This is a genomic window from Convivina praedatoris (assembly GCF_933208495.1).
GTDB classification, from domain to species: Bacteria; Bacillota; Bacilli; order Lactobacillales; family Lactobacillaceae; genus Convivina; species Convivina praedatoris.
On sequence record NZ_CAKOET010000006.1, the window covers coordinates 56,044 to 80,087 of the forward strand.

Below are 24,044 nucleotides of genomic sequence, written 5' to 3' on the forward strand. Positions count from 1 at the left end.
TGACACGCTCTTAACTATTTAAGACCCTATAGTCCTAAATAGTTAAAAACGCGTCACTCGATGAGCGACTGCATTTTTAAATACTTACTTTGCAAAAGGCATTCCCATTTGTGCCAACAACTCATGACCTTGTTCGTCATTTTCAGCTGTTGTAACAATAACGATGTCCAAACCGCGAACACGGTTAACTTGGTCAAAGTCAATTTCAGGGAAAATCAATTGTTCCCGAATACCCAATGTGTAGTTTCCACGCCCATCAAAAGCTTTTGATGAAACACCGTGAAAATCACGAACACGTGGTAGGGAAATGTTAATCAACTTATCTAAAAAGTCATACATACGCTGTCCACGCAAAGTAACCTTAGTTCCAATTGCCATACCTTCACGCAAACGGAATCCAGCGATTGACTTTTTTGCTCGTGTAATTACTGGTTGTTGACCAGCGATTAACTTCAATTCTTCAACCGCTTCATCTAAGTTCTTTGAGTTAGAAACAGCATCACCAACACCCATGTTTAAGACAATCTTCTCAACCTTGGGAGCTTGCATTGGTGAAGTAAACTCAAACTTTTTGATTAGAGCAGGTTGAACTTCATTAACATATTTTTCTTTTAAAGTAGTTGCCATGAAAATGATTTCACCTTTCGACTATTAGCCTAGTACGTTACCAGACTTCTTTGAAACACGTACCTTCTTGCCATCTTCAATCTTAAATGCCACCCGAGTAGGCTCATTAGTTGATGGATCAAGCAATTGCACGTTAGATACATGGATAGGCGCTTCGATATCGATAACACCACCCTGTGGATACTCGTTAGAAGGCTTTTGATGCTTTTTAACGATGTTCACGCCTTCGACAACAACACGGTCCTTGGCAGCAACAGTCTTAGTAACTGTTCCTTCCTTTCCCTTGTCCTTGCCGGCAATGACGCGAACCTTATCACCTGTTTTAACAAACATGATAGGCTCTCCTCCTTGTCAATATTAGAGCACTTCTGGTGCCAATGAAACAATACGCATGTAGTTGTTGTCACGCAATTCACGTGCAACAGGACCAAAGATACGCGTACCTACTGGTGACTTATCATCCTTAACGATGACAGCAGCGTTTTCATCAAAGTTGATGTATGAACCGTCTGCACGACGAACATCAGAAACAGTCCGCACGATAACAGCCTTAACAACATCACCCTTCTTAACGTTACCACCAGGCATAGCTTGCTTAACAGTCGCAACAATCATGTCACCAATGCCAGCAAACTTACGACCAGAACCACCGAGCACTTTAATCGTCAAGATTTCACGTGCGCCAGAGTTATCGGCCACTTTTAAACGACTCTCTTGTTGAATCATGGTTCATCCTCCTTGTTAGCAATTAATTACGACGATTGGTAGTTACTATTAAAGAATAACAGATTCTTCAATAACCTTAACCAAACGGAAGTGCTTAGTTGCAGACAAAGGACGAGTTTCCATAATTTGAACAATATCGCCTTGCTTGGCAACGTTGTTTTCATCATGGGCCTTGAACTTCTTTGTATAGCGAACACGTTTACCGTAAACTGGGTGGTTGACATAAGTGTCAACAGCTACAGTAATAGTCTTGTCCATCTTGTCAGAGACAACACGGCCACGGTAAACCTTACGAGCATTACGTTCTTCACTCATTTTCAGCTTCTTCCTTTCGTCTTACTTGTTAGCTTCTGCTAACTGTTGCGCACGAATTACAGTCTTAACTCGTGCAATGTCCTTACGAACCTTTGAAATACGGGCCGTGTTTTCTAATTGACCAGTAGCCAATTGGAAACGAAGGTTGAACAATTCTTCCTTGAATTCGGCTTCGCGCTTTTGCAAATCCGCAAGTGACAAAGCTTTTAATTCATTTGCTTTAGCCATTATTCAGCCTCCCGAGCAATAATCTTTGTACGTACAGGCAACTTGTATTGTGCTAAACGCAATGCCTCAATGGCAACTGGCTTTGAAACGCCACCAACCTCAAACATTACCTTACCACGCTTAACTGGGGCAACCCATCCTTCAGGTGCACCCTTACCATTACCCATTCGAACTCCAACACCTTTTGATGTATATGACTTATGAGGGAAGATCTTAATCCAAACCTTACCACCACGCTTCATATAACGGGTCATTGCAATACGGGCAGCTTCAATTTGACGATTCGTAATCCAACTTGAAGTAGTTGCTTGCAAGCCGTATTCGCCAAAAGCAACCGTCTTACCACCCTTAGCCTCACCACGCATGTGGCCACGGTGTACACGACGGAACTTAACACGCTTTGGTACTAACATGTTTGCTTCCCTCCTTACTTGTTATTTTTCTTCTTAGGCAATATATCACCACGGTAAATCCAAGTCTTAATACCCAAATTACCGTAAGCGGTTTTTGCTTCGTCCCATGAATAGTCGATGTCGGCACGTAAAGTATGCAAAGGAACAGTTCCTTCAGTGTATTGTTCGATACGAGCAATATCAGCTCCATTCAAACGTCCTGAAACAACAATCTTAATTCCCTTAGCCCCAGCACGAGTAGCACGTTGCATTGCACCACGCATAGCGCGACGGAAAGCAATACGGCGTTCCAAATCACCGACAACTTGTTGCCCAACCAAGTGAGCGCTCAAATCAGGCTTCTTGATTTCAATAATGTTAATGAAAACACGCTTTGAACGACCGCGGTCGTCCTTATCGGTCAACTTTGACAATTGTGTCCGAAGCTTTTCAACTTCAGAACCACCCTTACCAATAACCATTCCTGGCTTAGCAGTGTGAATCACAATATCAATACGTGACTTTGTACTACGTTCAATTTCAACACGATCAACTGACGCATCAGCCAAGTTCTTTTCGATATACTTACGAATACGCAAATCTTCAAGAAGTTGCTTAGAGAAATCAGCCTTGTCAGCAAACCATTTAGCATCCCAGTCGCGAATGACACCGACACGGAATCCAGTTGGGTTAATCTTTTGACCCATTACTTTTCCTCCTTCTCAGCAACCACAATCGTGATGTGACTTGTGCGCTTGTTAATAGGTGAAGCAGAACCCTTTGCACGAGGACGGAAACGCTTCAACGTAGGCCCTTCATTTGCAAAGGCTTCTTTAATGATTAAGTCTTCACGGTCAAGTGAAAAATTATTTTCAGCGTTAGCAACAGCTGAGTTCAAAACCTTATAAACATCTTCAGAAGAATGATTAGGTAGGAACTTCAAAATTGCAAATGCTTCATTCACATTCTTGCGGCGGATAGTGTCAAGGACGAGGCGAGCCTTACGAGGGGCTACACGAACAATCTTGGCAGTCGAGCGCGCTGATGTAACTTGTTCAGCCATTTTTCATTTCCTCCTTACTTAGTCTTTTTATCGTCGTTCTTGTGTCCCTTGAACGTACGAGTTGGTACAAACTCACCAAGCTTATGTCCAACCATATCATCTTGTACATAAACTGGAACGTGCTTGCGACCATCATAAACAGCAATGGTAAATCCGATAAAACTTGGGAAAATCGTTGAACGGCGTGACCAAGTTTTGATCACTGACTTCTTTTCGTTGTCAGCCTGCGCTTCGATTTTCTTAAGCAAGTGCGGGTCCGCAAATGGTCCCTTTTTTAAACTACGAGCCATTATTTGTCTCCTTTCCCTTACTTACTCTTCTTACGACCACGAATAATGAACTTAGTTGAGTTCTTCTTCTTGTCGCGAGTCTTCTTACCAACAGTCTTCTTACCCCATGGAGAAAGTGGACTTGGCAAACCAACTGGAGCCTTTCCTTCACCACCACCGTGTGGGTGATCATTAGGGTTCATAACTGATCCACGAACGTGTGGACGCTTACCACGCCAACGGTTACGGCCAGCCTTACCCCAGTTAATCAATGAATGTTCAGCATTTCCAACTTCACCAATAGTTGCACGGTTAGTTGACAAAACTAAACGCACTTCACCAGAAGTCAAACGAACGATAGTATATTTACCATCACGTCCCAAAATCTGTGCTGAAGCACCAGCAGAACGTGCCAATTGGCCGCCTTTACCATTCTTCAATTCAATATTGTGAATCAAAGTTCCTTCAGGAATAGCGTTCAATGGCAATGCGTTACCAATCTTAATATCGGCATCTGATCCAGAATGAACCTTATCGCCCACCTTAAGACCCTTAGGGGCCAAAATGTAAGTTTTAACACCATCTTCATAACCAAGTAAAGCAATGTTAGCAGTACGGTTTGGATCGTACTCGATAGCCTTTACTGTTGCTGCCTTATCATCCTTGATACGCTTAAAGTCGATGATACGATAAGCCTTCTTGTGTCCACCAGCATGATGACGAACAGTCATACGGCCGGATGAGTTACGGGCACCAGTTTTTGACTTTTTAACCAACAAACTCTTTTCGGGGGTCGTTTTTGTGATTTCAGAAAAATCTGAAGAAGTCATATTACGACGACCGTTAGAGGTTGGCTTATACTTCTTGATAGCCAATGTCTTATCCTCCTATTTTAAAATTAACCTTCGTTAAAGATTTCAATATCTTTGGAATCAGCAGCCAGCGTAACAGTAGCCTTCTTAAGCTTACGAGTGTAGCCAACATAACGTCCCTGACGCTTTTTCTTACCACGTACATTTGCGGTATTTAAACCAGAAACCTGTACATCAAAGATTTGCTCAATTGCCTTTTTAATCTCAGGCTTTGTGGCTCGAGTGTCAACTTCAAACACATAACGCTTGTTTTCAGTTTGAGCCATAGAAGCCTCTGTAATGATTGGGCGGCGAATAATATCACGTGCATCCATTAGGCAAGACCTCCTTGGATTTCTTCGAGAGCTGATTGAACAACCACCAGCTTATCCGCATTCACAACATCAAGAACGTTAATTCCATCAGCATGCATGATTTGCACATTAGCAAGGTTACGACCAGACAAGATAGCATTTTCGTTATCGTTATCTACAAGAACCAATGCCTTGGAATCAACAGATAGGTTGTCCATAACCTTTTTAAAGTCTTGTGTCTTAGGTTGGTTGAAAGCCAATGAATCAACAACCACTAACTTACCTTCAGCAACCTTTTGTGATAATACTGAACGTAAAGCTAATTGATAAGCCTTACGGTTAATACGGTAAGCGTATGAACGAGGAGTAGGTCCGAAAACAATTCCTCCACCACGCCACTGAGGTGAACGGATAGATCCTTGACGAGCGCGACCTGTTCCTTTTTGCTTCCACGGCTTCTTACCACCACCGGAAACAGCTGAACGGTTCTTAACGGCATGAGTACCCTGGCGCATTGAAGCGCGTTGCATCAAAACCGCATCAGTAATAACCGCGTTGTTTGGTTCGATGGAGAAGACAGCATCATTTAATTCCAATTCTGCCGCTTGACTACCATCTTGCTTTAATACAGCAACTTTAGTCATGATTGATTGTTCTCCTTTCTATATATTTTTAAGCTTCTTCTGAAACAGTAGCAGGCTTTGCGCCAGCCATCTTGATTTCAGGATGTTTTGCATTAACTTTAACAGTTGACTTAATTGTCAAAAGTGACTTATTAGCCCCAGGTACATTACCCTTAAGTAGCAACAGGTTGTTTTCCACATCAACATGAACAATTGCAACATTTTGCATTGTACGTTTGTGGTTACCCATGCGACCAGGCAACAACTTACCCTTAAATACGCGGTTAATAATAGCACCCATTGAACCAGGACGACGGTGATAACGAGAACCGTGGCTCATTGGTCCACGAGACTGTCCCAAACGCTTAATTGCGCCCTGGAAGCCATGTCCCTTTGTGATGCCAGTGACGTCGACGTAATCACCCGCTTGGAATGTGTCGACTGCGACTTGATCCCCAACGTTATATTCGCCTTCCGCATCACGGACTTCACGAATGTAGCGCTTAGGGGCTGTGTTTGCTTTTGCAACATGGCCTTGTTCAGGTTTGTTTGACAGAACCTCGCGCTTATCTTGATAACCCAACTGAACTGCGTTATACCCATCGGTTTCAGCAGTCTTAACCTGCAAAACAACGTTTGGCGTTGCTTCAACAGCAGTCACGGCAATCAATTCGCCAGATTCAGTAAAAACCTGAGTCATACCGACTTTGCGGCCTAAGATACCTTTAGTCATGACTATTCTCCTTAACTTCATTGCTCAGAAGCAATGTATTTAATTACAACTTAATTTCAATTGCAACACCTGATGGCAATTCAAGCTTACGCAATGCGTCAACTGTCTTGTCAGTAGGGTTCACAATATCGATCAACCGCTTGTGAGTCCGCATTTCGAACTGTTCACGGGCATCCTTATACTTGTGCGGTGAACTTAACACCGTGTACAAAGTGCGTTCCGTTGGCAATGGAATTGGGCCAGCGATTTTTGCACCTGTGCGCTTAGCCGTCTCAACAATCTTATCTGCTGATTGGTCTAAAATGCGGTGTTCGTATGCCTTCAAGCGGATACGGATCTTCTTTTGTGCCATTTTATGCCTCCTCGTTGATTTCGTAAATCAGCTAACTCCGATCAAAAACCGACAACACTTGCTTGTGTTTGCGCGCCCATGGCAACGCGGCCGCGCGTGTCGCAACCTTAATCATCATCGCTAAACGTTGATACACCAGCCTTTTCAGGTGGCTATTAGCTATACACCTGAAAGGCGTACCTAACTATAGTATCAGAAAAACCCTTGCTATACAAGGGTTTCCTACTACAAATATTTATTTTTAACGTTTAGTCATTTTGAATTCTAAGAAAGCATCATTATATTTTTCAGTCCATTTTTGGCCCAAATTTTGATACACTTCCAATTTATCTAAAGTAACCTGACTCGGATAAAATTGACGATTGTTCTGAACTGATTTCGGTAGCAATTCATATGCCTTTTGATTAGGCGTCGCATAGCCAATATATTTTGCATTCTGCGCAGCATTTTGAGGTTGATTCATAAAGTTAATAAAGGCATAGGCTGCATCCTTGTGCCGTGCATTACGGGGAATCACAAAATTATCAAACCACTCATTTGAACCTTCACTAGGTACTTGATAAGCTAAATCCGGATTTTTAGCCATGGCCTGAGCTGCTTCTCCAGAGTAGGTAATTCCTATATTAGCTTCACCCTGAGCCATGTACATTTTTAATTCATCAGCCACAATAGCTTTTACATTCGGCATCAAAGAAGTTAACTTACCCTGAGCTGCTGCTAAATCGGCTGTAGATTGATCATTCATCGACTTAGCTTGAGAAACCAAAGTCATCCCCAAAATATCACGAGCAGAATCAACCAATAAAATCTGGTCTTTAAACTTTGAATCCCACAAATTATTCCAATGAGCTACAGAACTGGCCGAAATAACTTTTTTATTATATAAAATTCCTAATGTTCCCCAAAAATAAGGTATCGAATAACGATTTTGTGGATCAAAAGTTTGATTCAACAAACGCGGGTAGTAATTATTCATCCCCACTAGCCGATTGTAATCCAATGGCTCCAACAGATTAGCTTGTATCATCTTATTAACTGTATAGTCAGAAGGCACGGTTAAATCGTAAGAGGTCCCACCCTGTTTAATTTTTGTAAACATCGCTTCATTGGAGTCAAAGGTATTGTAGTTAACTTGGTACCCAGTTTCTTTGGTGAATTTCACTAACAAATCAGGATCAATGTAGTCACCCCAATTATAAAAGTCTAACACTTTGTCAGAATGTTGTTGATTGTCTTGGGCCTGAACTAGATAGGTCTTTAAACCAAGTAAAACTAAAATCACCGCAATGATGATTGCCCCTCCAGTTAATAGTTTTCGCATCTTATTCCCTCTCTCCCGGTAAGACAATCTTAGTTAGTTTATTTTTACGTTGACGATTAGCTCGTTGATTAATTAGGTAGTAAAAAAGGACTAAAATTATTGAAACTAAAAACATAATCGTGGATAAAGCATTAATTTCTAAACTAACTCCCTGGCGAGCTCGTGAGTATATTTCCACTGATAGCGTAGTGAAGCCATTCCCAGTTACGAAAAAAGTCACAGCAAAATCATCTAAAGAATAAGTAAATGCCATAAAGAATCCAGCTAAAACACCGGGTGAAATATATGGCAATGTCACCTGTGATAACACTTGTTGATCATTAGCCCCTAAATCTTTAGCAGCGTCAATTAGGCTATGACTCATTTCCTGTAATCTGGGTAAAATCATTAGCACCACAATCGGAATACTAAAAGCAATGTGGGCAAATAAAGTAGAGACAAATCCTAACGAAAATCCACAAACTGTAAATAAAATTAACAAAGAAGCACCAATAATAACATCAGGTGAAACTAGCAAAACATTATTTAATGACAAAAGAGTGTTTTTCCAAACTCGGTTTTTTTGACGATTAATCACTAATGCGCCAACCGTCCCAACTATGGTCGCAATTAAAGCTGATAATAAGGCTAGTATCAAGGTATCTAAAACAATTTCTATCAAATGGTAATCACTAAACAATTCCTGATAATGATTCCAGGTAAAGCCTTGCCAGCCCTGCATCGTTGTGCCAGCATTAAAAGAATACAAAACCAAAAAGAAAATCGGCGCATATAATAAAGTAAATAGTACCATTAGGTATAAATGAGCAGTTTTATTTTTCAACATTTTCTACCTCATTTCTCTCTAGTTAGTAGCATTGTGATTACCATGGCGATAATCAAAACTACACCAATTGTCGAACCAAACTGCCAATTTTGAGTAACTAAGAAATGTTGTTCAATAGCGGTTCCCAATGTAATAACTCGATTTCCACCGATCAAACGTGTCACCATAAACAAGGACAGACTCGGAATGAAAACGGCTTGAATACCGGATTTTACACCTGGTAACGAAAGCGGCCAAATGACATTTTTTAGAGTTTGCCAACGATTTGCACCTAAATCTCGACTAGCCTGTTCTAAAACAGGGTCAATATCAGTCAACGAATTAAAAATCGGTAAAATCATAAAGGGAATTTCTATATAAGCCGCGACAATAATAAAGCTCCAATCAGAAAACAATAATTGATGTGTCCCTAGTCCCAAGCTTTCAGCCAGCTGATTAATTGGACCCGTCTTTGCCAAAATACCGATAAAAGCATATGTTTTTAGCAACAAGTTAATCCAGGTAGGTAAAATTATCAATAACAACCAAAACTGTTTGTACTTAAGGCTATTAATTATGTAGGCCGCTGGATAGCTAATCAGTAATGTCACAGCAGTGATAATAAAGGCATACCAAACCGAATTAAAAGCCATCGTTAAATAAGTGCCACTAACAAAAAACGTTTGGTAATTTTGTAATGTTAAATGGCCATCTGACCCAACTAAAGACTGCCACAGCAGCAACATTAACGGGGCAATCACAAAGAGCAATAGCCATAGACCGTAGGTGCTATAAAAAGTTAGGCGCGTAAAGCTAAATTTATTTTTATTAACTAACATAAATTTACTCCTCGTAGCGTTCTAAACGAGCATCAAAATCATTTTCAGATTCGTTAAAGCGCATAATATGGATATCTTCTGGATCAAAAGTCAACCCAACCCGTTCGCCGATTGTTGCTGAATTAGTCGCTTGAACCTGCCATTGATTACCATCATCGTCTTGAGCAGTAATTTCATAAAAATCACCTCGAAAAGACTGATCTTCAATCGTTACTACTAACTTTCCATTTTCAATAGTGGTTAAGTCTAGATCTTCAGGACGAATTACCACTTCAACACGCTCTTCCGGACGCATACCCGCATCGACATTAATAAAATCTTTCCCGACAAAATGTACCAAATAGTCACTTTTCATAATGCCTTTAACAATATTGCTTTCACCGATAAAATCAGCTACAAAGTGGTTAATTGGCTCATCATAGATATCCTCTGGCGTGCCATTTTGCTGAATAACGCCGTCATTCATCACAAAAATCCAGTCCGACATTGCTAAAGCTTCTTCTTGATCGTGCGTAACAAATACAAAAGTAATACCTAAACGCTTTTGAATGGTCCGCAACTCCTGCTGCATATCTTTTCGCAGTTTATAGTCCAAAGCTGATAGTGGTTCATCTAGTAATAAAACTTCAGGATCATTAGCTAATGCCCGTGCAATAGCAACTCGCTGTTGTTGTCCACCTGATAGCTCATTTATTTCTCGATTACTAAAATCTGCCAGCTTGACGAGTGATAGCATGGTTTCCACTTTAAGCCGAACTTCATCTTTGCTTAATCCCTTTAATTTAGGACCAAAAGCAACATTATCAAAGACATTCATATTAGGAAAAAGTGCATAATTTTGAAAAACTGTATTAACGCGGCGCTTTTCAGCTGGCAGATGATTAATACGTTGCCCTTCAAATAAAATTTCACCGCTGTCTGCTTGGAGTTGTCCAGAAATTAATTTTAAAATCGTTGACTTACCAGAGCCAGATGGGCCCAACAAGGTATAAAACTTACCCGCATCCAGTGCTAAATCAATTTTATTCAAAACTTTAGTACTACCAAAAGATAAATCTACCTGTTGAAACTCAATAATTGGTTCTTTATTTTCCATGACATTCCCAACCTCAAATTTTTAGTTCTTCAATTCTACAATAACTTAACTTTTTAATTATAGTCTCCAACAAAAAAGAGCGCTACTAAAGTAGCACTCTTTTTAGACAAATAGATAAGATTAAGCTTCCTTACCTTGCGCCTTAATAATTTCTTCTTGCACATTCTTAGGAACGGCTTGATAGTGATCAAATACCATCTGGAATGTTCCACGACCCTGCGTAGCTGAACGCAAAGTAGTTGCATAACCGAACATTTCTGACAAAGGTACCTGTGCCTTAACAGCAAGCACTGGTCCACGGTTTTCTTGACCTTCAATTAATCCACGACGAGCAGAAACATGACCCATAACATCCCCAAGGTTGTCTTCAGGTACAACAATATCAACCGCCATGATTGGCTCCAAGATAACTGCGCCAGCAGTCTTAGCACCTTCACGCAAAGCTAATGAAGCAGCAATCTTAAAGGCAGCTTCAGAAGAATCGACATCGTGATAAGATCCATCGTACAACTTGGCCTTCAAGTCAACCAATGGGAATCCAGCCAAAGGACCAGCCTGCATAGCATCCTTCAAACCAGCTTCAACAGATGGAATATATTCACGGGGAACAACACCACCAACGATGGCATCTTCGAATTCAAATCCAGCACCTTCATCATTAGGTGAGAATTCAATCCAAACATCACCATACTGTCCCTTACCACCAGACTGACGCTTGAAGAATCCACGCGCTTGAACAGTCTTAGTAAAGGCTTCACGATAAGCAACCTGAGGAGCACCAACAGTAGCTTCAACGTTGAATTCACGGCGCATACGATCAACCATGATATCCAACTGCAACTCACCCATTCCAGCAATCAAAGTATCACCAGTTTCAGGGTTAGTTGTAGCACGGAATGAAGGATCTTCTTCAGCCAACTTTTGCAAAGCATTAGCTAACTTATCTTGATCAGCCTTAGTCTTAGGTTCAATGGCCAACTCAATAACTGGGTCAGGGAATTCCATTGACTCCAAAACAAGTGGGTGATCAACATCAGTCAAAGAATCACCAGTAGTAGTGTTCTTCAAACCAATAGCGGCAGCAATATCACCAGAGAACACTTCTTCGATTTCAGTTCGTGAAGTGGCATGCATTTGTAGCAAACGACCAACACGTTCACGGTTATCTGATGAAGTGTTTTGTACGTATGATCCAGACTTCAATGTTCCAGTATACACGCGCATAAATGTCAAACGACCAACGAATGGATCAGTCATAATCTTAAAGGCCAAAGCTGCGAAAGGCTTGTCATCATCGGCAATCAAGTCAACTTCTTCATCAGTCTTAGGATTAGTGGCAACATATGGACGCACTTCTAAAGGTCCTGGAAGATAGTCAACCACGGCATCCAACATCATTTGAACACCCTTATCCTTATAAGCTGAACCAGCTAATACAGGATAGAATTCAAGGTTCAAAGTAGCACGACGAATAGCTGCTTTTAATTCATCGATTGAAATCTCTTCACCTTCAAGGTACTTGTTCATCAATTCTTCATCGACATCAGCAACTGCTTCAACCAATGTTTCACGACGTTCAACAACCAAGTCTTGGTATTCAGCTGGAATTTCACGTGCTTCCCAATTTGAACCAAGCTCATCAGTTGGGTAGTAAGCCTTTTGACCAACTAAGTCAATCACACCTTCGAAGTCATCTTCGGCACCAATTGGCCATTGAATAGCTTCAGCATTAACTTGCAAACGTTCGTGCATTGAGGCAACAGACATTGCAAAGTCAGCCCCCAACTTATCCATCTTGTTAACAAAAACAATACGAGGAACGTTATAAGTAGTTGCTTGACGCCAAACTGTTTCAGTTTGTGGTTCAACACCGGCAGCACCATCCAAAACCGCTACGGCACCATCCAAAACACGCAAAGCACGTTCAACTTCGATAGTGAAGTCCACGTGACCTGGGGTATCAATGATGTTAACACGGTATGGAGCATGTTCATACTGGTCAAAGAATCCACGCCAAACTGCTGTAGTAGCGGCTGACTGGATTGTAATTCCACGTTCCTTTTCCTGGTCCATGAAATCCATTTGTGAAGCACCGTCATGGGTTTCACCAATCTTGTGAATCTTACCAGTATAGTACAAGATACGTTCTGTAGTAGTGGTCTTACCCGCATCAATGTGAGCCATGATTCCAATATTACGAGTACGATCAAGTGGGTATTCACGCTTTACCATTGTGAGTTTTCTCCTGATTCTGTTCTACTTGCAACAAAAAGCGACACAAATTATGCGCGCTTTAGCTGTAGTAATAAATATCTGTGATAAGTGTCAGCTATGCTAAACCTATGGCCTAACAATGCTAGAACCTTACCAACGATAGTGAGCAAAGGCACGGTTGGCTTCAGCCATCTTATGAGTGTCTTCGCGCTTCTTAACTGATGCACCTGTATCATTGGCAGCATCAATAATTTCTTTGGCCAAACGTTCGTCCATTGTATGTTCGTTACGCAAACGAGCATAGTTAACCAACCAACGCAATCCCAAAGTTGTACGACGATCAGGACGTACTTCGATTGGCACCTGGTAGTTAGAACCACCAACACGGCGAGCCTTAACTTCCAATACTGGCATGATATTTTCCATTGCTTGTTGGAAAACTTCTAGCGGATCATTACCAGTAGTTTCCTTGATACGATCAAAAGCATCATACAAGATAGTTGAAGCAGTTCCACGCTTTCCATCGATCATCAACTTGTTGATCAAACGTGAAACTAACTTTGAATTGTAAATTGGGTCAGGTAGAACTTCCTGACGCTTAGTATAACCTTTACGTGGCATAAGTCAGTCTCTCCTTCTTACTTCTTAGGGGCCTTAGTTCCGTACTTTGAACGGGAAGTCATTCGGCCATCAACACCGGCAGTATCTAACGCACCACGGATAACGTGATAACGCACACCAGGCAAATCCTTAACACGACCACCACGAATCAAAACAACCGAGTGTTCTTGCAAGTTATGTCCGATACCAGGAATATAAGCAGTAACTTCGTATAAGTTTGACAAACGTACACGAGCGTACTTACGCAAAGCCGAGTTAGGCTTCTTAGGGGTCATAGTCCCCACACGAGTAGCAACTCCACGCTTCTGAGGTGAAACGTTGTTAGTGGCTTTTTTCTTCATTGAGTTGTAGCCGAAGTTCAAAGCTGGTGACTTAGACTTAGTCACTTGGGACTTACGTGACTTACGAACCAATTGGTTAATTGTAGGCATCCTACTATCTCCTTAAAATTTGTTTGACACAGTTCCAGGCGTGCCATTTTTGCTATTAAACAAAAGTGCCCGACGGGAATCTGTTTGAAATTGCCTTTACAGCGCCGTTTAGCACACTGTGACTAGGTCACAGAACAGATTACTTAAAAGCACGACAAATATAATAGCAGAAATATTATCTAAGTCAAGGTTCTTAGCCAATTTACTTTATAAAATTTGTGCAGCTTGTTCGTCTAATTAAGTATGCAAGATATTTTAATTTTATGTTTTTCAGCCATTCTAATTTCAACCCTATTATGTTTAGTAGATCGCAGTAATCAAGGAGTCTCTTTATGGACCAAACGTTCCTATTGTTTTAACTGCCATCACCAATTAAAGGCTTTGGACTTAATACCAATTATATCGGCTTTATTACTACAAGGGCGATGCCGCCACTGTCATTTTAAATTTGGACTGCGTTTTGCTATTTACGAAGGAATAGGTGCCATAATTTTATATCACTTTTGGGGCCAATGGCTTACTTTTATTATTTGCTTGGCTCTGCTTTTTTTAACCGTTGAAGATCTGTATCAACAGCAAGCTCACAGCAATTATCTTTGGCTCATTAACCTAATACTTTATATTCAAAAATATCACCATACCTCTCTGTATTTACTAATTACTATTAGTTTGCTGAGTTGGTGGTTAATTGCATATCGAAAGGTATTGGGTAGTGGCGATTATCCGGTTTTAATTTTATTACTATTAGATTTAACCTATATCCAATTCGCCTGGGCCATGTTATTAGCTACTGGATTAGCTTTCCTTTTCTTTTTCAAAGCATCCCATCGACCTGCAATTGCTTTTATTCCTTTTCTGTCAGTCAGCTGGCTTGTCATAAAATTATTTACATAAAAAAGGAGCTATATCAGCTCCTTTCTTCTTTAAACTTTAACCAGTGGTTTTATAGTTAACTTAATTTTGCCATTCTTAGCACCAATAGTAACAGAATCTTCAGTCGTAATCTTACCAGCTAGGAGCGCTTCGCTCAGCTGATCTTCTACGGTTGATTGCAAAACTCTACGAATTGGCCGAGCACCATATTCTGGATCAAATCCAGCTTTAGCCACTGCATCGATAGCAGCTGGCGTCATTTTAACGCGGATTCCTCGCTCAGTGATTCGATCTAAAATATCCTTACTCATTAATTTAACAATTTGATGTAATTCATTTTCATTTAGTGGGTTAAAAACAATCACATCATCTAGTCGATTGATAAATTCAGGGCGGAATGTTTCCTTTAATGTCTCTCGGATTTTTCTAGCAATTGCTTCGTGATTGGTAGAAAGGTCACGAGCGCCAAAACCAACTGATTTTTCGTCACGCAATCGGGTTGCCCCCAAATTAGAAGTCATAATAATGATTGTATTCCTAAAATCTACTTTACGACCTTTAGAATCTGTTAAAAATCCATCATCAAAAACCTGCAACATTAAATTAAAAATATCCGGATGAGCTTTTTCTACCTCATCTAATAAAATAACTGAATATGGCTGTTTACGAACCCGCTCAGTCAATTGTCCGCCTTCATCATAACCAACATATCCGGGTGCCGCACCAATTAATCGACTAGCTGAATAGCGTTCCTGATATTCCGACATATCAACCCGAATCAAGTTGTTTTCGCTACCAAACATTGATTCGGCCAAAGCCTTAGCTAACTCAGTTTTTCCAACACCGGTTGGTCCCAAAAACATGAAATTACCAATCGGACGCTGCGGATCTTTTAAACCTGAACGGGCTCGTCGAATTGCCCGTGCTACAGCAGACACAGCATCATGCTGCCCAATCACACGTTGACCTAAAACTTGTTCCAAATTAATTAAACGTTGTTGTTCATTCTTTTCTAATTGTGTAACCGGCACACCAGTTTGTTGGGCCACTACCTGAGCAATGTCTTCTCCATTGACAGTGAGACCGTATTGATCAGGTTTACTTTCCTTTTTGGACTGACGATGTTTCGCTTTATTAATTTTTTGACGCAAAGTGATTTCTTCTTGTCTTAACTGAGCTGCTTGTTCAAAATCAATTGCAGCTAAAGCCGCTTCTTTAGCTAATTGAATTTTTTTCAATTCAGCTTGTTTTTTCATCAATGGCGTAGTGCGGTCAATAGCATCCAATCGAACTCGTGCAGCAGCTTCATCCATTAAGTCAATTGCCTTATCTGGCAAAAATCGACCAGTAATATAACGAGCGGACAAGGTAACTGCACTCTTAACTGCTTCTGGAGTAATAGCCACCTGATGATATTTTTCAAATTGAACACGTAAACCCATTAAAATTTCTGTGGCTTCATCTATTGACGGCTCTTTCACTACTACCTGAGCAAAACGCCGTTCTAAAGCTGCATCAGTTTCTACGTATTTTTGATATTCATCAAAGGTTGTTGCCCCCAAAAGTTGGAGTTCTCCACGAGCTAAAGCCGGCTTTAAGATATTAGCTGCATCAATGGCTCCTTCAGCACCCCCTGCACCAATTAGAGTGTGTAATTCATCAATGAAAAGAATGACTTGTCCGTCGCGTTCAATTTCTTGTAAAATTTGCTTTAAACGATTTTCAAATTCACCACGATACTTAGTACCTGCAACTAATGATCCCATATCCAAGGCCATTAAACGCTTATTTTTTAAGTTATCTGGCACAGCTTGATTTACTATTTTTTGGGCCAATCCCTCCGCAATAGCTGTTTTCCCAACACCAGGTTCTCCCACTAAAACAGGGTTATTTTTAGTTCGTCGAGATAAGACCTGAATCACTCGTCGAACTTCTTGATCACGTCCGATAACTGGATCCAGACCACCTTCTTTAGCAATATGGGTCAGATCACGAGACAACTGATCTAGGGTAGGTGTACCAATTTGTTCCTTATTACGCTCTTTTTGTTGCTTCATTTGTTTGCGTAAATCAGTTACACCTAATTTTCGTAAAATAACGCGATTTATCTCCTTTAAATTAGCATCCAAAGCTAACAAAATACGAGAAGATAGCACATTACTATCTTGCAATAGAGCTAGCAATATATGTTCGGTTCCTACTTGATGCTGTCCTAAAAGTTGCGCTTGTTCGTTAGCTAAGCGAAGAATTTCAGCTGCTTTGGGTGAATATGGCAAATAGGTACCGGGTTCATAGTGTTCAGTTAAACCATATCCAGTAAAATGTTCAATCTCTTCACGAATATCATCAACTTGGATATCAAATTGAGTTAAAACGCTGCTAGCCAACCCATCTTTTTCAATGGCCAAAGCCAATAGTAAATGTTCAGTGCCAACTGCTTGATGCTTAAAATGTTGTGCCTGTTCTTGCGCCAAAATTAATACATTCTGTGCACTATTCGTAAAATCATTATCCATGTATTGCCTCCTTAAAGTTAGGCATCCAACGAGAAATGTTGGAATATATTATACCGCATAGACTGTTTTTATCAAAATTATACCAAGCAAAAAGTCGAAACAAATGTTTCGACTTTTTATATTAATCTGGATTCTTTAATGATAATTGCCACTGTAAATAAGCATTAATAAATGGATCAAGATCCCCATCTAAAACAGTTTGAGGCTGATTAGTTTCAAAGCCGGTCCGATGATCCTTTACCATCTGATAAGGATGGAGTACATAGGAACGGATCTGTGATCCCCAACCATTTTCCAATTTTTCACCACTAATTGCAGCTCGTTCGGCCTCTTGTTTTTCCAGTTCTAACTGATACAGCTTAGCCTTTAATAGTCGCATCGCATAGTCACGGTTTCCATATTGAGTTCGCTCAACAGTAGAAGCAACAACGATACCAGTTGGTTCGTGGGTCAAACGTACCCCTGTAGAAACCTTATTGACGTTTTGTCCTCCAGCTCCACCAGAACGAAAAACATCCATCTTAATGTCTTCATCTCGAACATCAATTTCAATAGAATCGTCTAATTCAGGCATCACATCAATGCTGACAAAGCTAGTATGCCGACGACCGGCACTATCGAACGGTGAAATACGAACAAAACGGTGGACGCCCTTTTCACTGCGTAAAAATCCATAGGCATTATGCCCACTAATTTTAATAGTAGCACTATCAATTCCAGCCTCATCACCCGGATTGTAGTTTAAAACATCCACTTTAAAATCATGTTGTTGTGCCCATCGTGTATACATCCGATAGAGATTAGCACCCCAATCAGTTGATTCGGTTCCACCTGATCCAGGATGGATTTCCAAAATAGCATTGTTAGCATCATATTCACCAGTTAACAATTGCTCAAGATTATAAGCTTCAATATCTTTTTGTGTTTTCTCAATTCCAGCACTGAGCTCTTCCATCATTTCAGCATCATTAGCATCCTCTGATAGCATTTCAATTAAAACTGCTAATTCTTCAGATTGATTAACTAGATGCAAAAAAGAATCCCGACGTGTTTTTAAAACATTATTAGCATCAATTATTTTTTGAGCAGCCTCATGATCATCCCAAAAACTAGGAACCGTCATCTGATTTTCATAATCAGCAATTTCTTCAGTCAACGCCTCTAAATCTAATGATTCTCTAAAATGATCAATATTTGTTGTTATCTCTTCCAAAGCCCGTTTAGCATCAACTAATTCCATACTTATCCTCTCCTCATAAGAAAAGCGAACCGAAGTTCGCTCATCATTTTACGCAGATATATTATGCCGAATCTCAGACTTCATGAAAGTCCGAGTCGCATCATATTCGATATCAGCAATCATTTTATTGAAATTATCAAAGGCCTCGCGCTGATATTCAATCAATGGGTTTAATTGCCCATAACCACGTAAACCTACTCCTTGACGTAAACGATCTAAGGAATCAATATGATCAGTCCAATGTTGATCTGCCGAGCGTAAAATAACAATCCGTTCAAACGCTAACATTTGTCCTGGCTCATAAAGCTGCTTCTTTTTATCAGCAAAATTCTGTTGAGCAATTGCAAATAACTTATCTTTAATTTCTTGGCGGGAAAGATTATTCAGCCGAGTGAGCCCTTCACCACTAACTGATAGTGCATCACTAATAAAGTTAGAGATTTCGTCCAAATCCCACTTACTAGGATCATTACCAGGAGTCTGAGCATCTACAACTCGGTCAATAGTACGTTTAACCATTGGAATAAATACATCATCCAGAGAATTTTTTTCATCAAGTACTTGGTCACGTTCTCGATAAATCAATTCTCGTTGCTCGCGAACAACATCATCATATTGTAGGACATTTTTACGTGTGTCATAGTTGTTTCCTTCGACACGCTTTTGAGCTGATTCAACCGAGCGAGTAATCCATCGGTGCGTAATTACTGTATCTTCTTCGTCCATATTCATCCGCTCTAGCAGCAAACGCACTCGTTCTGCACCAAAACGAATCATTAAATCGTCTTGCAAAGATAAGAAAAATTGTGAAAACCCGTGATCCCCCTGCCGACCAGCACGTCCTCGTAACTGATTATCAATTCGACGAGATTCATGTCGCTCTGTTGCAATCACAGCTAGACCACCAAGTTCATCAACGCCTGGTCCCAACTTAATATCAGTACCACGACCGGCCATGTTGGTTGCGACGGTAACTGCTCCACGCTGTCCCGCGTTAGCAATAATTTCAGCTTCCTTAGCGTTATTCTTGGCATTCAAAACATTATGTGGAATATGATGTGCTGTTAATAACTTAGAAACTAACTCTGATGACTCAACCGATCCGGTTCCCAGTAGTACTGGCTGGCCCTTCGCATGAAGTTCGGATACCATCTTTACAACTGCATTAAATTTCGACTTTAGCGATGGGTAAAGTAAATCAGGACGATCCAAGCGTTGAATTGGCTTGTTAGTAGGTATCTCTACGACGTCCATATTATAGATTTCACGTAACTCTTCTTCTTCAGTCTTAGCGGTACCAGTCATACCCGAAAGTTTACGATACATACGGAACAAATTTTGATAGGTAATTTGTGCCATTGACTTGTTTTCTTCTTGAACTTGCAGACCTTCTTTAGCTTCAATAGCTTGGTGCAAGCCATCAGAAAGACGAGTCCCATCTGAAATACGGCCTGTAGATTGATCAATCAACTTGACCTCACCTTCTTGAAGAACGTAGTCCTTATCACGCAAGTAATTAAAATTAGCTCGCAAGGCTTGGTCGATGTGATGTGTTAGCGCAGTATCTTTAGGACCATATAGATTATCTAGGTTAAAGAATACCTCTGCGTTTTTAATACCCTCTTCAGTCAAAAGCGTATTTTTACCTTCTTCGTCAACCTTAAAATCTTCATCACGTTGTAAAGTTTTAACGAAGCGATCAGCTTGCTGATAAAGTGGTGAAATTCCTGATCCGGGTCCTGAAATAATCAAAGGTGTTCGTGCCGTATCAATTAAGATTGAATCAGCCTCATCAATTAGCGCAAAATTCAAACCACGCTGCATGATACGATCTTCAGCACGACTAACCATGTTATCACGTAGATAATCAAAACCAATGTTGAAATTAGTTGAATAGGTGATATCAGCATCATAAGCCTTACGCTTATCTTCTGGTGCATCATCTCCAACGTTAACCCCAACAGTTAAGCCTAACCAATTATAAAGCTCGCCCATCAGCTCTGCATCTCGGCGAGACAAATAATCGTTAACTGTAACAACATGAACACCACGTCCTGGGAGGGCATTAAGATAGACTGCCATTGTGGCTGTCAAGGTTTTACCTTCTCCGGTCTTCATTTCGGCTAAGTTGCCACCGTGCAAAACCACTGCGCCCATAATTTGAACGTGGAAAGGATAAAGGCCTAGTACACGTTTAGCTGCTTCACGCGCTACCGCAAAAGCTTCTGGCAATAATTGGTCTAAAACATCCGCTAAAGCTTTATTATAAGCTCGATCATCCTTAATACCCTCAGTGGCATTTTTAATAGTTTGCTTAAACTCAGCCGTTTTCGCTTGCAAATCTTTATCAGATAATGCAGACATAGCGTCAGCGTAGCTTTCCACTTTCTCAGTTATTGCTTCTACTTTTTTAAGTTGTCGTTTAGAATTATCAACTAACTTACGTACTGGATTAACCATATTTTTTGATGCCTTCACTTATTCGCAAAGGACTCCCTTCATACTAAAATCAATAACAAACCGTGATGGTAAACTAAATATAATTATAACAAAAAAGACTTGAAAAATACATATCACAAGTCTTGTTCATTATTATCAAAAATGAGGCGTAGCCGCTAACACTTCTTGTCCCCCCATATAAGGACGCAAGACCGTTGGAATAGTGACGCTACCATCTTCGTTTTGATAGTTTTCTAATATAGCTGCTACTGTTCGGCCAACAGCCAAACCTGAACCGTTTAAAGTATGCACTAACTGTAGCTTGTCTTGTTCATCTCGATAGGTAATATGCATTCGACGGGCTTGAAAATCTTCAGTATTTGAAACCGAAGAAATTTCTCGGTAAACATTTTGGGCTGGCATCCACACTTCAACATCATAGGTTTTAGCTGCTGAGAATCCCATATCTCCTGTTGATAACATGATTACATGATAGGGAATTTCTAGCTTTTGCAAGATATTTTCTGCATTTGCAGTCATTTTCTCTAACTCATCGTATGACTGCTCTGGTTTTGTAAACTTAACCATTTCAACTTTGTTAAATTGGTGCAAACGAATTAAGCCACGTGTATCACGTCCTGCTGCTCCAGCTTCCTTGCGGAAAGATGGTGAGAGAGCCGTAAATTTAATTGGCAAATCTTCGGCTGGAATTGTTTCACCAGAAAAATAATTAGTCAATGGTACTTCAGCAGTCGGGATATAAGTTTGTTCTAATCCTTCAACTCGATAAGCATCATCAACAAACTTAGGATACTGACCCGTTCCAAACATTGCAGTATTATTAACCACAATGGGGGTAATCATCTCGGTATACCCTTCTTTACGATGCTCATCTAACATAAAATTATAAACAGCACGTTCCAGACGAGCTCCATCACCAATATAATACAAGAAACGTGCTCCTGATACTTTGGCCCCACGTTCAAAATCCAAAATGCCTAGATTTTCTCCAATTTCAAAATGAGGCTTTAACCACTCAGGGGCACCTTGCAAAACCTGGGGACGCTTAGAATAACTAGCTTCATCAGGTTGCCAACGACGTTGTTCCACATTAGCGCTTTCATCAGGACCCACTGGTACTTCTTTAGCCGCCAAATTAGGCAAGTGAGCCGCAATACCTTCTACGCCTTGCTCCAAAGTAGTTCGTTGAGCATCTAATTCCTTAATCTTAGCACCGACTGTCTGCATTTCTGCAATAGCTTGACTAGCATCTTCTTTTTGACGTTTAGCAAAGGCAATTCTATCTGACACTTCGTTTCGCTGAGCCTTTAATGTCTCAACTTCAGCAATTGTTTCTCGACGCCGTTGATCTAACGCCAATAAACGATCCAATGTCTCTGCTTCCACACCACGATCAGCCAAACGAGTTCGAGCTTCATCTGCATTTTTTCTCAAATAACGAATATCTAACATAACATCCTCCAGAATATTTAAGTAAACAAAAAGCGTTTTCATCCAATTGTAGCTACCTACAAATCGGGACGAAAAACGCACTTCCGCGGTACCACCCGTTTTCTATGTCAAAAACATAGCTCTCATTCAAACAGATAACGGTGTCACCGGATGTAATTAGCATCAACTAGAACTTACTGGAATTTCAACCCGACATTTCACATCAAACAATGTCTTTCTGCGTTGGTTTACTTATGGTAAGGAACATATAGGTTAATGATAGCACATAAAAATTTAGAAATAAACAAAAAAGGAAGAGGATTCCCTCTCCCTTGTCATGGGCCTGACAGGACTCGAACCTGTGACCCCTGCGTTATCAACACAGTGCTCTAACCAGCTGAGCTACAGGCCCCTCTTTGCTTCTCTTGCCGAAACAAAAGCGAATGACGGGAATCGAACCCGCATAGCCAGCTTGGAAGGCTGGAATTCTACCATTGAACTACATTCGCATGCTGGAACTTTCATTCCTATGGCGCGGGACGGAATCGAACCGCCGACACATGCAGCTTCAATGCATTGCTCTACCAACTGAGCTACCGAGCCATCTTCTATTCTTCTTCATAGAAACGGTCACAGCGGGGCTCGAACCCGCGATCTCCTGCGTGACAGGCAGGCGTCCTAACCAGCTAGACCATGCGACCAATTGCGGGAGTAGGATTTGAACCTACGACCTTCGGGTTATGGGCCCGACGAGCTACCGAACTGCTCCATCCCGCGATAATATTATTCGTGGTTCCCCACTTAAAGGAGAATGAGGGATTCGAACCCTCGCGCCGATTTCTCGACCTGACGGTTTTCAAGACCGTTCCCTTCAGCCAGACTTGGGTAATTCTCCATTATATTTTGTGTCCTTAATGGACCATGTTGGACTCGAACCAACGACCGGACGGTTATGAGCCGTCTGCTCTAACCAACTGAGCTAATGGTCCCGCTTCGAGCCTATCGCGGCGGGGGGAATCGAACCCTCGACCTCTCGGGTATGAACCGAACGCTCTAGCCAGCTGAGCTACACCGCGATCGCCTTAACTGATTTTCTTCAGTCATCGGGACGACAGGATTCGAACCTGCGACCCCCTGGTCCCAAACCAGGTGCTCTACCAAGCTGAGCTACGTCCCGTACTTTTCCCAGGTCTTTGCCCCGGCCATTCTTCTGTTAGAGTTTCTTTCAACTCTATGCACCTAGCAGGAGTCGAACCTGCAACCTCCTGATTCGTAGTCAGACGCTCTATCCAATTGCGCTATAGGTGCATATGCCGGCGACCGGGATCGAACCGGTACGATGTTTCCATCGCAGGATTTTAAGTCCTGTGCGTCTGCCTATTCCGCCACGCCGGCATTCCAAGCGGAAGACGGGATTCGAACCCGCGACCCCCACCATGGCAAGGTGATGTTCTACCACTGAACTACTTCCGCATTATATGCCGACTAAAGGACTCGAACCTTCGACCCCCGCTTTACAAGAGCGGTGCTCTACCAACTGAGCTAAGTCGGCAGCTTCTATCCCGACGTGGCTTGCTTTGACTGCCGTAGTCAAATGGACGCTACAGGGATCGAACCTGTGACCCCCTGCTTGTAAGGCAGGTGCTCTCCCAGCTGAGCTAAGCGTCCAATATGGAGAGAAAGGGATTCGAACCCTCGAAGCAG

General features: G+C 41.2%; 26 protein-coding genes and 14 tRNA genes. 1 reads left to right on the forward strand and 39 read right to left on the reverse strand.

Features of this window, described 5'->3' with window-relative positions:
• Positions 1-84 precede the first annotated feature (84 nt).
• The 21 genes from rplE to rpsL all read right to left on the reverse strand — a co-directional run bounded on the left by rplE (position 85) and on the right by rpsL (position 13,820).
• Positions 85-627, reverse strand: coding sequence for a 50S ribosomal protein L5 (rplE, locus tag M4974_RS06385; RefSeq protein WP_089939649.1), 543 nt, complete (start codon positions 625-627; stop codon positions 85-87).
• A 24-nt stretch (positions 628-651) separates the two neighbouring features.
• Positions 652-960, reverse strand: coding sequence for a 50S ribosomal protein L24 (gene rplX, locus M4974_RS06390; protein ID WP_089939652.1), 309 nt, complete (start codon positions 958-960; stop codon positions 652-654).
• Between the two features lie 24 nt (positions 961-984).
• Positions 985-1,353 (reverse strand): 50S ribosomal protein L14, encoded by a 369-nt coding sequence (rplN, locus tag M4974_RS06395; RefSeq protein WP_089939654.1) that lies wholly within the window; start codon positions 1,351-1,353, stop codon positions 985-987.
• A gap of 48 nt (positions 1,354-1,401) precedes the next feature.
• Complete coding sequence (gene rpsQ, locus M4974_RS06400) at positions 1,402-1,668, reverse strand: 30S ribosomal protein S17 (protein ID WP_248706731.1); 267 nt, start codon at positions 1,666-1,668, stop codon at positions 1,402-1,404.
• Between the two features lie 21 nt (positions 1,669-1,689).
• Positions 1,690-1,896: a 50S ribosomal protein L29 gene (rpmC, locus tag M4974_RS06405; RefSeq protein ID WP_010691189.1), complete on the reverse strand. Its 207-nt coding sequence runs from the start codon at positions 1,894-1,896 to the stop codon at positions 1,690-1,692.
• Complete coding sequence (gene rplP, locus M4974_RS06410) at positions 1,896-2,309, reverse strand: 50S ribosomal protein L16 (protein ID WP_248706730.1); 414 nt, start codon at positions 2,307-2,309, stop codon at positions 1,896-1,898. The genes rpmC and rplP overlap by 1 nt, the downstream gene beginning before the upstream one ends.
• 14 nt (positions 2,310-2,323) lie before the next feature.
• Positions 2,324-2,995, reverse strand: a complete 672-nt coding sequence (gene rpsC, locus M4974_RS06415; protein WP_248706729.1) for a 30S ribosomal protein S3 — start codon at positions 2,993-2,995, stop codon at positions 2,324-2,326.
• Positions 2,995-3,351: a 50S ribosomal protein L22 gene (rplV, locus tag M4974_RS06420; protein WP_248706728.1), complete on the reverse strand. Its 357-nt coding sequence runs from the start codon at positions 3,349-3,351 to the stop codon at positions 2,995-2,997. The genes rpsC and rplV overlap by 1 nt, the downstream gene beginning before the upstream one ends.
• 14 nt (positions 3,352-3,365) lie before the next feature.
• Positions 3,366-3,641, reverse strand: coding sequence for a 30S ribosomal protein S19 (gene rpsS / locus M4974_RS06425; RefSeq protein WP_089939670.1), 276 nt, complete (start codon positions 3,639-3,641; stop codon positions 3,366-3,368).
• 17 nt (positions 3,642-3,658) lie between these two features.
• Entirely contained in the window at positions 3,659-4,495 is an 837-nt protein-coding gene (rplB, locus tag M4974_RS06430; RefSeq protein WP_248706727.1) for a 50S ribosomal protein L2, read from the reverse strand.
• Positions 4,496-4,518: 23 nt separating this feature from the next.
• Positions 4,519-4,806 carry a 50S ribosomal protein L23 gene (gene rplW / locus M4974_RS06435; RefSeq protein WP_089939675.1) on the reverse strand — a complete coding sequence of 96 codons (288 nt, stop codon included), beginning with the start codon at positions 4,804-4,806 and terminating at the stop codon, positions 4,519-4,521.
• On the reverse strand, positions 4,806-5,429 hold the full coding sequence (rplD, locus tag M4974_RS06440; protein WP_248706726.1) for a 50S ribosomal protein L4: 624 nt from the start codon (positions 5,427-5,429) through the stop codon (positions 4,806-4,808). Before rplD ends, rplW begins: the two co-directional genes overlap by 1 nt.
• Positions 5,430-5,457: 28 nt before the next feature.
• Positions 5,458-6,141 (reverse strand): 50S ribosomal protein L3, encoded by a 684-nt coding sequence (gene rplC, locus M4974_RS06445; protein WP_248706725.1) that lies wholly within the window; start codon positions 6,139-6,141, stop codon positions 5,458-5,460.
• A gap of 43 nt (positions 6,142-6,184) precedes the next feature.
• Positions 6,185-6,493, reverse strand: a complete 309-nt coding sequence (rpsJ, locus tag M4974_RS06450; protein ID WP_248706724.1) for a 30S ribosomal protein S10 — start codon at positions 6,491-6,493, stop codon at positions 6,185-6,187.
• A 241-nt stretch (positions 6,494-6,734) separates the two neighbouring features.
• On the reverse strand, positions 6,735-7,814 hold the full coding sequence (locus tag M4974_RS06455) for an ABC transporter substrate-binding protein (RefSeq protein WP_248706723.1): 1,080 nt from the start codon (positions 7,812-7,814) through the stop codon (positions 6,735-6,737).
• 1 nt (position 7,815) lies between these two features.
• Positions 7,816-8,640, reverse strand: coding sequence for an ABC transporter permease (locus M4974_RS06460; RefSeq protein ID WP_248706722.1), 825 nt, complete (start codon positions 8,638-8,640; stop codon positions 7,816-7,818).
• Positions 8,641-8,648: 8 nt separating this feature from the next.
• On the reverse strand, positions 8,649-9,458 hold the full coding sequence (locus tag M4974_RS06465; protein ID WP_248706721.1) for an ABC transporter permease: 810 nt from the start codon (positions 9,456-9,458) through the stop codon (positions 8,649-8,651).
• Between the two features lie 4 nt (positions 9,459-9,462).
• On the reverse strand, positions 9,463-10,554 hold the full coding sequence (locus M4974_RS06470) for an ABC transporter ATP-binding protein (RefSeq protein WP_248706720.1): 1,092 nt from the start codon (positions 10,552-10,554) through the stop codon (positions 9,463-9,465).
• 120 nt (positions 10,555-10,674) lie between these two features.
• Entirely contained in the window at positions 10,675-12,786 is a 2,112-nt protein-coding gene (gene fusA / locus M4974_RS06475) for an elongation factor G (RefSeq protein ID WP_248706719.1), read from the reverse strand.
• Positions 12,787-12,918: 132 nt separating this feature from the next.
• On the reverse strand, positions 12,919-13,389 hold the full coding sequence (rpsG, locus tag M4974_RS06480) for a 30S ribosomal protein S7 (RefSeq protein ID WP_089939704.1): 471 nt from the start codon (positions 13,387-13,389) through the stop codon (positions 12,919-12,921).
• Positions 13,390-13,406: 17 nt separating this feature from the next.
• On the reverse strand, positions 13,407-13,820 hold the full coding sequence (gene rpsL, locus M4974_RS06485) for a 30S ribosomal protein S12 (protein WP_089939707.1): 414 nt from the start codon (positions 13,818-13,820) through the stop codon (positions 13,407-13,409).
• Positions 13,821-14,063: 243 nt separating this feature from the next.
• Here rpsL and M4974_RS06490 point away from each other — a divergent pair, with 243 nt between their 5' ends.
• A complete protein-coding gene (locus M4974_RS06490) occupies positions 14,064-14,714 on the forward strand; it encodes a prepilin peptidase (RefSeq protein ID WP_248706718.1) in 651 nt (216 codons plus the stop codon).
• A gap of 29 nt (positions 14,715-14,743) precedes the next feature.
• Here the strand turns inward: M4974_RS06490 and M4974_RS06495 are convergent, their stop codons facing one another.
• The 18 genes from M4974_RS06495 to M4974_RS06580 all read right to left on the reverse strand — a co-directional run bounded on the left by M4974_RS06495 (position 14,744) and on the right by M4974_RS06580 (position 24,008).
• On the reverse strand, positions 14,744-17,209 hold the full coding sequence (locus tag M4974_RS06495; RefSeq protein WP_248706717.1) for an ATP-dependent Clp protease ATP-binding subunit: 2,466 nt from the start codon (positions 17,207-17,209) through the stop codon (positions 14,744-14,746).
• A gap of 121 nt (positions 17,210-17,330) precedes the next feature.
• Positions 17,331-18,449, reverse strand: coding sequence for a peptide chain release factor 2 (gene prfB / locus M4974_RS06500; RefSeq protein WP_248706716.1), 1,119 nt, complete (start codon positions 18,447-18,449; stop codon positions 17,331-17,333).
• Between the two features lie 48 nt (positions 18,450-18,497).
• Positions 18,498-20,909 (reverse strand): preprotein translocase subunit SecA, encoded by a 2,412-nt coding sequence (gene secA / locus M4974_RS06505; protein ID WP_248706783.1) that lies wholly within the window; start codon positions 20,907-20,909, stop codon positions 18,498-18,500.
• A gap of 135 nt (positions 20,910-21,044) precedes the next feature.
• The gene (gene serS / locus M4974_RS06510; protein ID WP_248706715.1) at positions 21,045-22,361 is read right to left on the reverse strand and encodes a serine--tRNA ligase; all 1,317 of its coding nucleotides are present in this window, start codon (positions 22,359-22,361) and stop codon (positions 21,045-21,047) included.
• Positions 22,362-22,678: 317 nt separating this feature from the next.
• Positions 22,679-22,752, reverse strand: a tRNA-Ile gene (locus tag M4974_RS06515).
• A 26-nt stretch (positions 22,753-22,778) separates the two neighbouring features.
• Positions 22,779-22,849 (reverse strand) — tRNA-Gly (locus M4974_RS06520).
• 21 nt (positions 22,850-22,870) lie between these two features.
• Positions 22,871-22,943 (reverse strand) — tRNA-Phe (locus tag M4974_RS06525).
• A 24-nt stretch (positions 22,944-22,967) separates the two neighbouring features.
• Positions 22,968-23,041 (reverse strand) — tRNA-Asp (locus tag M4974_RS06530).
• Between the two features lie 2 nt (positions 23,042-23,043).
• Positions 23,044-23,117 (reverse strand) — tRNA-Met (locus M4974_RS06535).
• A 28-nt stretch (positions 23,118-23,145) separates the two neighbouring features.
• Positions 23,146-23,235, reverse strand: a tRNA-Ser gene (locus M4974_RS06540).
• Between the two features lie 20 nt (positions 23,236-23,255).
• Positions 23,256-23,329 (reverse strand) — tRNA-Ile (locus M4974_RS06545).
• 13 nt (positions 23,330-23,342) lie between these two features.
• Positions 23,343-23,416: transfer RNA gene (locus M4974_RS06550), tRNA-Met, on the reverse strand.
• 27 nt (positions 23,417-23,443) lie between these two features.
• Positions 23,444-23,517 (reverse strand) — tRNA-Pro (locus M4974_RS06555).
• A gap of 57 nt (positions 23,518-23,574) precedes the next feature.
• A tRNA-Arg gene (locus tag M4974_RS06560) sits at positions 23,575-23,648 on the reverse strand.
• A gap of 3 nt (positions 23,649-23,651) precedes the next feature.
• Positions 23,652-23,735: transfer RNA gene (locus M4974_RS06565), tRNA-Leu, on the reverse strand.
• A gap of 6 nt (positions 23,736-23,741) precedes the next feature.
• Positions 23,742-23,813: transfer RNA gene (locus tag M4974_RS06570), tRNA-Gly, on the reverse strand.
• A 6-nt stretch (positions 23,814-23,819) separates the two neighbouring features.
• Positions 23,820-23,892: transfer RNA gene (locus tag M4974_RS06575), tRNA-Thr, on the reverse strand.
• 43 nt (positions 23,893-23,935) lie between these two features.
• Positions 23,936-24,008 (reverse strand) — tRNA-Val (locus tag M4974_RS06580).
• Positions 24,009-24,044: the final 36 nt, after the last annotated feature.

What these genes read in the sequence shown, in the direction of transcription:
- M4974_RS06490 (WP_248706718.1), top strand. Translation starts at nt 14,064, where the DNA reads ATGCAAGATATTTTAATTTTATGTTTTTCAGCCATTCTAATTTCAACC.
- rpsC (WP_248706729.1), bottom strand. Translation starts at nt 2,995, where the DNA reads ATGGGTCAAAAGATTAACCCAACTGGATTCCGTGTCGGTGTCATTCGC.
- rplN (WP_089939654.1), bottom strand. Translation starts at nt 1,353, where the DNA reads ATGATTCAACAAGAGAGTCGTTTAAAAGTGGCCGATAACTCTGGCGCA.
- rplW (WP_089939675.1), bottom strand. Translation starts at nt 4,806, where the DNA reads ATGGATGCACGTGATATTATTCGCCGCCCAATCATTACAGAGGCTTCT.
- M4974_RS06460 (WP_248706722.1), bottom strand. Translation starts at nt 8,640, where the DNA reads ATGTTGAAAAATAAAACTGCTCATTTATACCTAATGGTACTATTTACT.
- rplV (WP_248706728.1), bottom strand. Translation starts at nt 3,351, where the DNA reads ATGGCTGAACAAGTTACATCAGCGCGCTCGACTGCCAAGATTGTTCGT.
- rplC (WP_248706725.1), bottom strand. Translation starts at nt 6,141, where the DNA reads ATGACTAAAGGTATCTTAGGCCGCAAAGTCGGTATGACTCAGGTTTTT.
- rplD (WP_248706726.1), bottom strand. Translation starts at nt 5,429, where the DNA reads ATGACTAAAGTTGCTGTATTAAAGCAAGATGGTAGTCAAGCGGCAGAA.
- rpsJ (WP_248706724.1), bottom strand. Translation starts at nt 6,493, where the DNA reads ATGGCACAAAAGAAGATCCGTATCCGCTTGAAGGCATACGAACACCGC.
- serS (WP_248706715.1), bottom strand. Translation starts at nt 22,361, where the DNA reads ATGTTAGATATTCGTTATTTGAGAAAAAATGCAGATGAAGCTCGAACT.
- rplP (WP_248706730.1), bottom strand. Translation starts at nt 2,309, where the DNA reads ATGTTAGTACCAAAGCGTGTTAAGTTCCGTCGTGTACACCGTGGCCAC.
- rpsS (WP_089939670.1), bottom strand. Translation starts at nt 3,641, where the DNA reads ATGGCTCGTAGTTTAAAAAAGGGACCATTTGCGGACCCGCACTTGCTT.
- rplE (WP_089939649.1), bottom strand. Translation starts at nt 627, where the DNA reads ATGGCAACTACTTTAAAAGAAAAATATGTTAATGAAGTTCAACCTGCT.
- M4974_RS06495 (WP_248706717.1), bottom strand. Translation starts at nt 17,209, where the DNA reads ATGGATAATGATTTTACGAATAGTGCACAGAATGTATTAATTTTGGCG.
- rplX (WP_089939652.1), bottom strand. Translation starts at nt 960, where the DNA reads ATGTTTGTTAAAACAGGTGATAAGGTTCGCGTCATTGCCGGCAAGGAC.
- M4974_RS06455 (WP_248706723.1), bottom strand. Translation starts at nt 7,814, where the DNA reads ATGCGAAAACTATTAACTGGAGGGGCAATCATCATTGCGGTGATTTTA.
- M4974_RS06465 (WP_248706721.1), bottom strand. Translation starts at nt 9,458, where the DNA reads ATGTTAGTTAATAAAAATAAATTTAGCTTTACGCGCCTAACTTTTTAT.
- rpmC (WP_010691189.1), bottom strand. Translation starts at nt 1,896, where the DNA reads ATGGCTAAAGCAAATGAATTAAAAGCTTTGTCACTTGCGGATTTGCAA.
- rpsQ (WP_248706731.1), bottom strand. Translation starts at nt 1,668, where the DNA reads ATGAGTGAAGAACGTAATGCTCGTAAGGTTTACCGTGGCCGTGTTGTC.
- prfB (WP_248706716.1), bottom strand. Translation starts at nt 18,449, where the DNA reads ATGGAATTAGTTGATGCTAAACGGGCTTTGGAAGAGATAACAACAAAT.
- rpsL (WP_089939707.1), bottom strand. Translation starts at nt 13,820, where the DNA reads ATGCCTACAATTAACCAATTGGTTCGTAAGTCACGTAAGTCCCAAGTG.
- secA (WP_248706783.1), bottom strand. Translation starts at nt 20,909, where the DNA reads ATGGTTAATCCAGTACGTAAGTTAGTTGATAATTCTAAACGACAACTT.
- fusA (WP_248706719.1), bottom strand. Translation starts at nt 12,786, where the DNA reads ATGGTAAAGCGTGAATACCCACTTGATCGTACTCGTAATATTGGAATC.
- M4974_RS06470 (WP_248706720.1), bottom strand. Translation starts at nt 10,554, where the DNA reads ATGGAAAATAAAGAACCAATTATTGAGTTTCAACAGGTAGATTTATCT.
- rpsG (WP_089939704.1), bottom strand. Translation starts at nt 13,389, where the DNA reads ATGCCACGTAAAGGTTATACTAAGCGTCAGGAAGTTCTACCTGACCCA.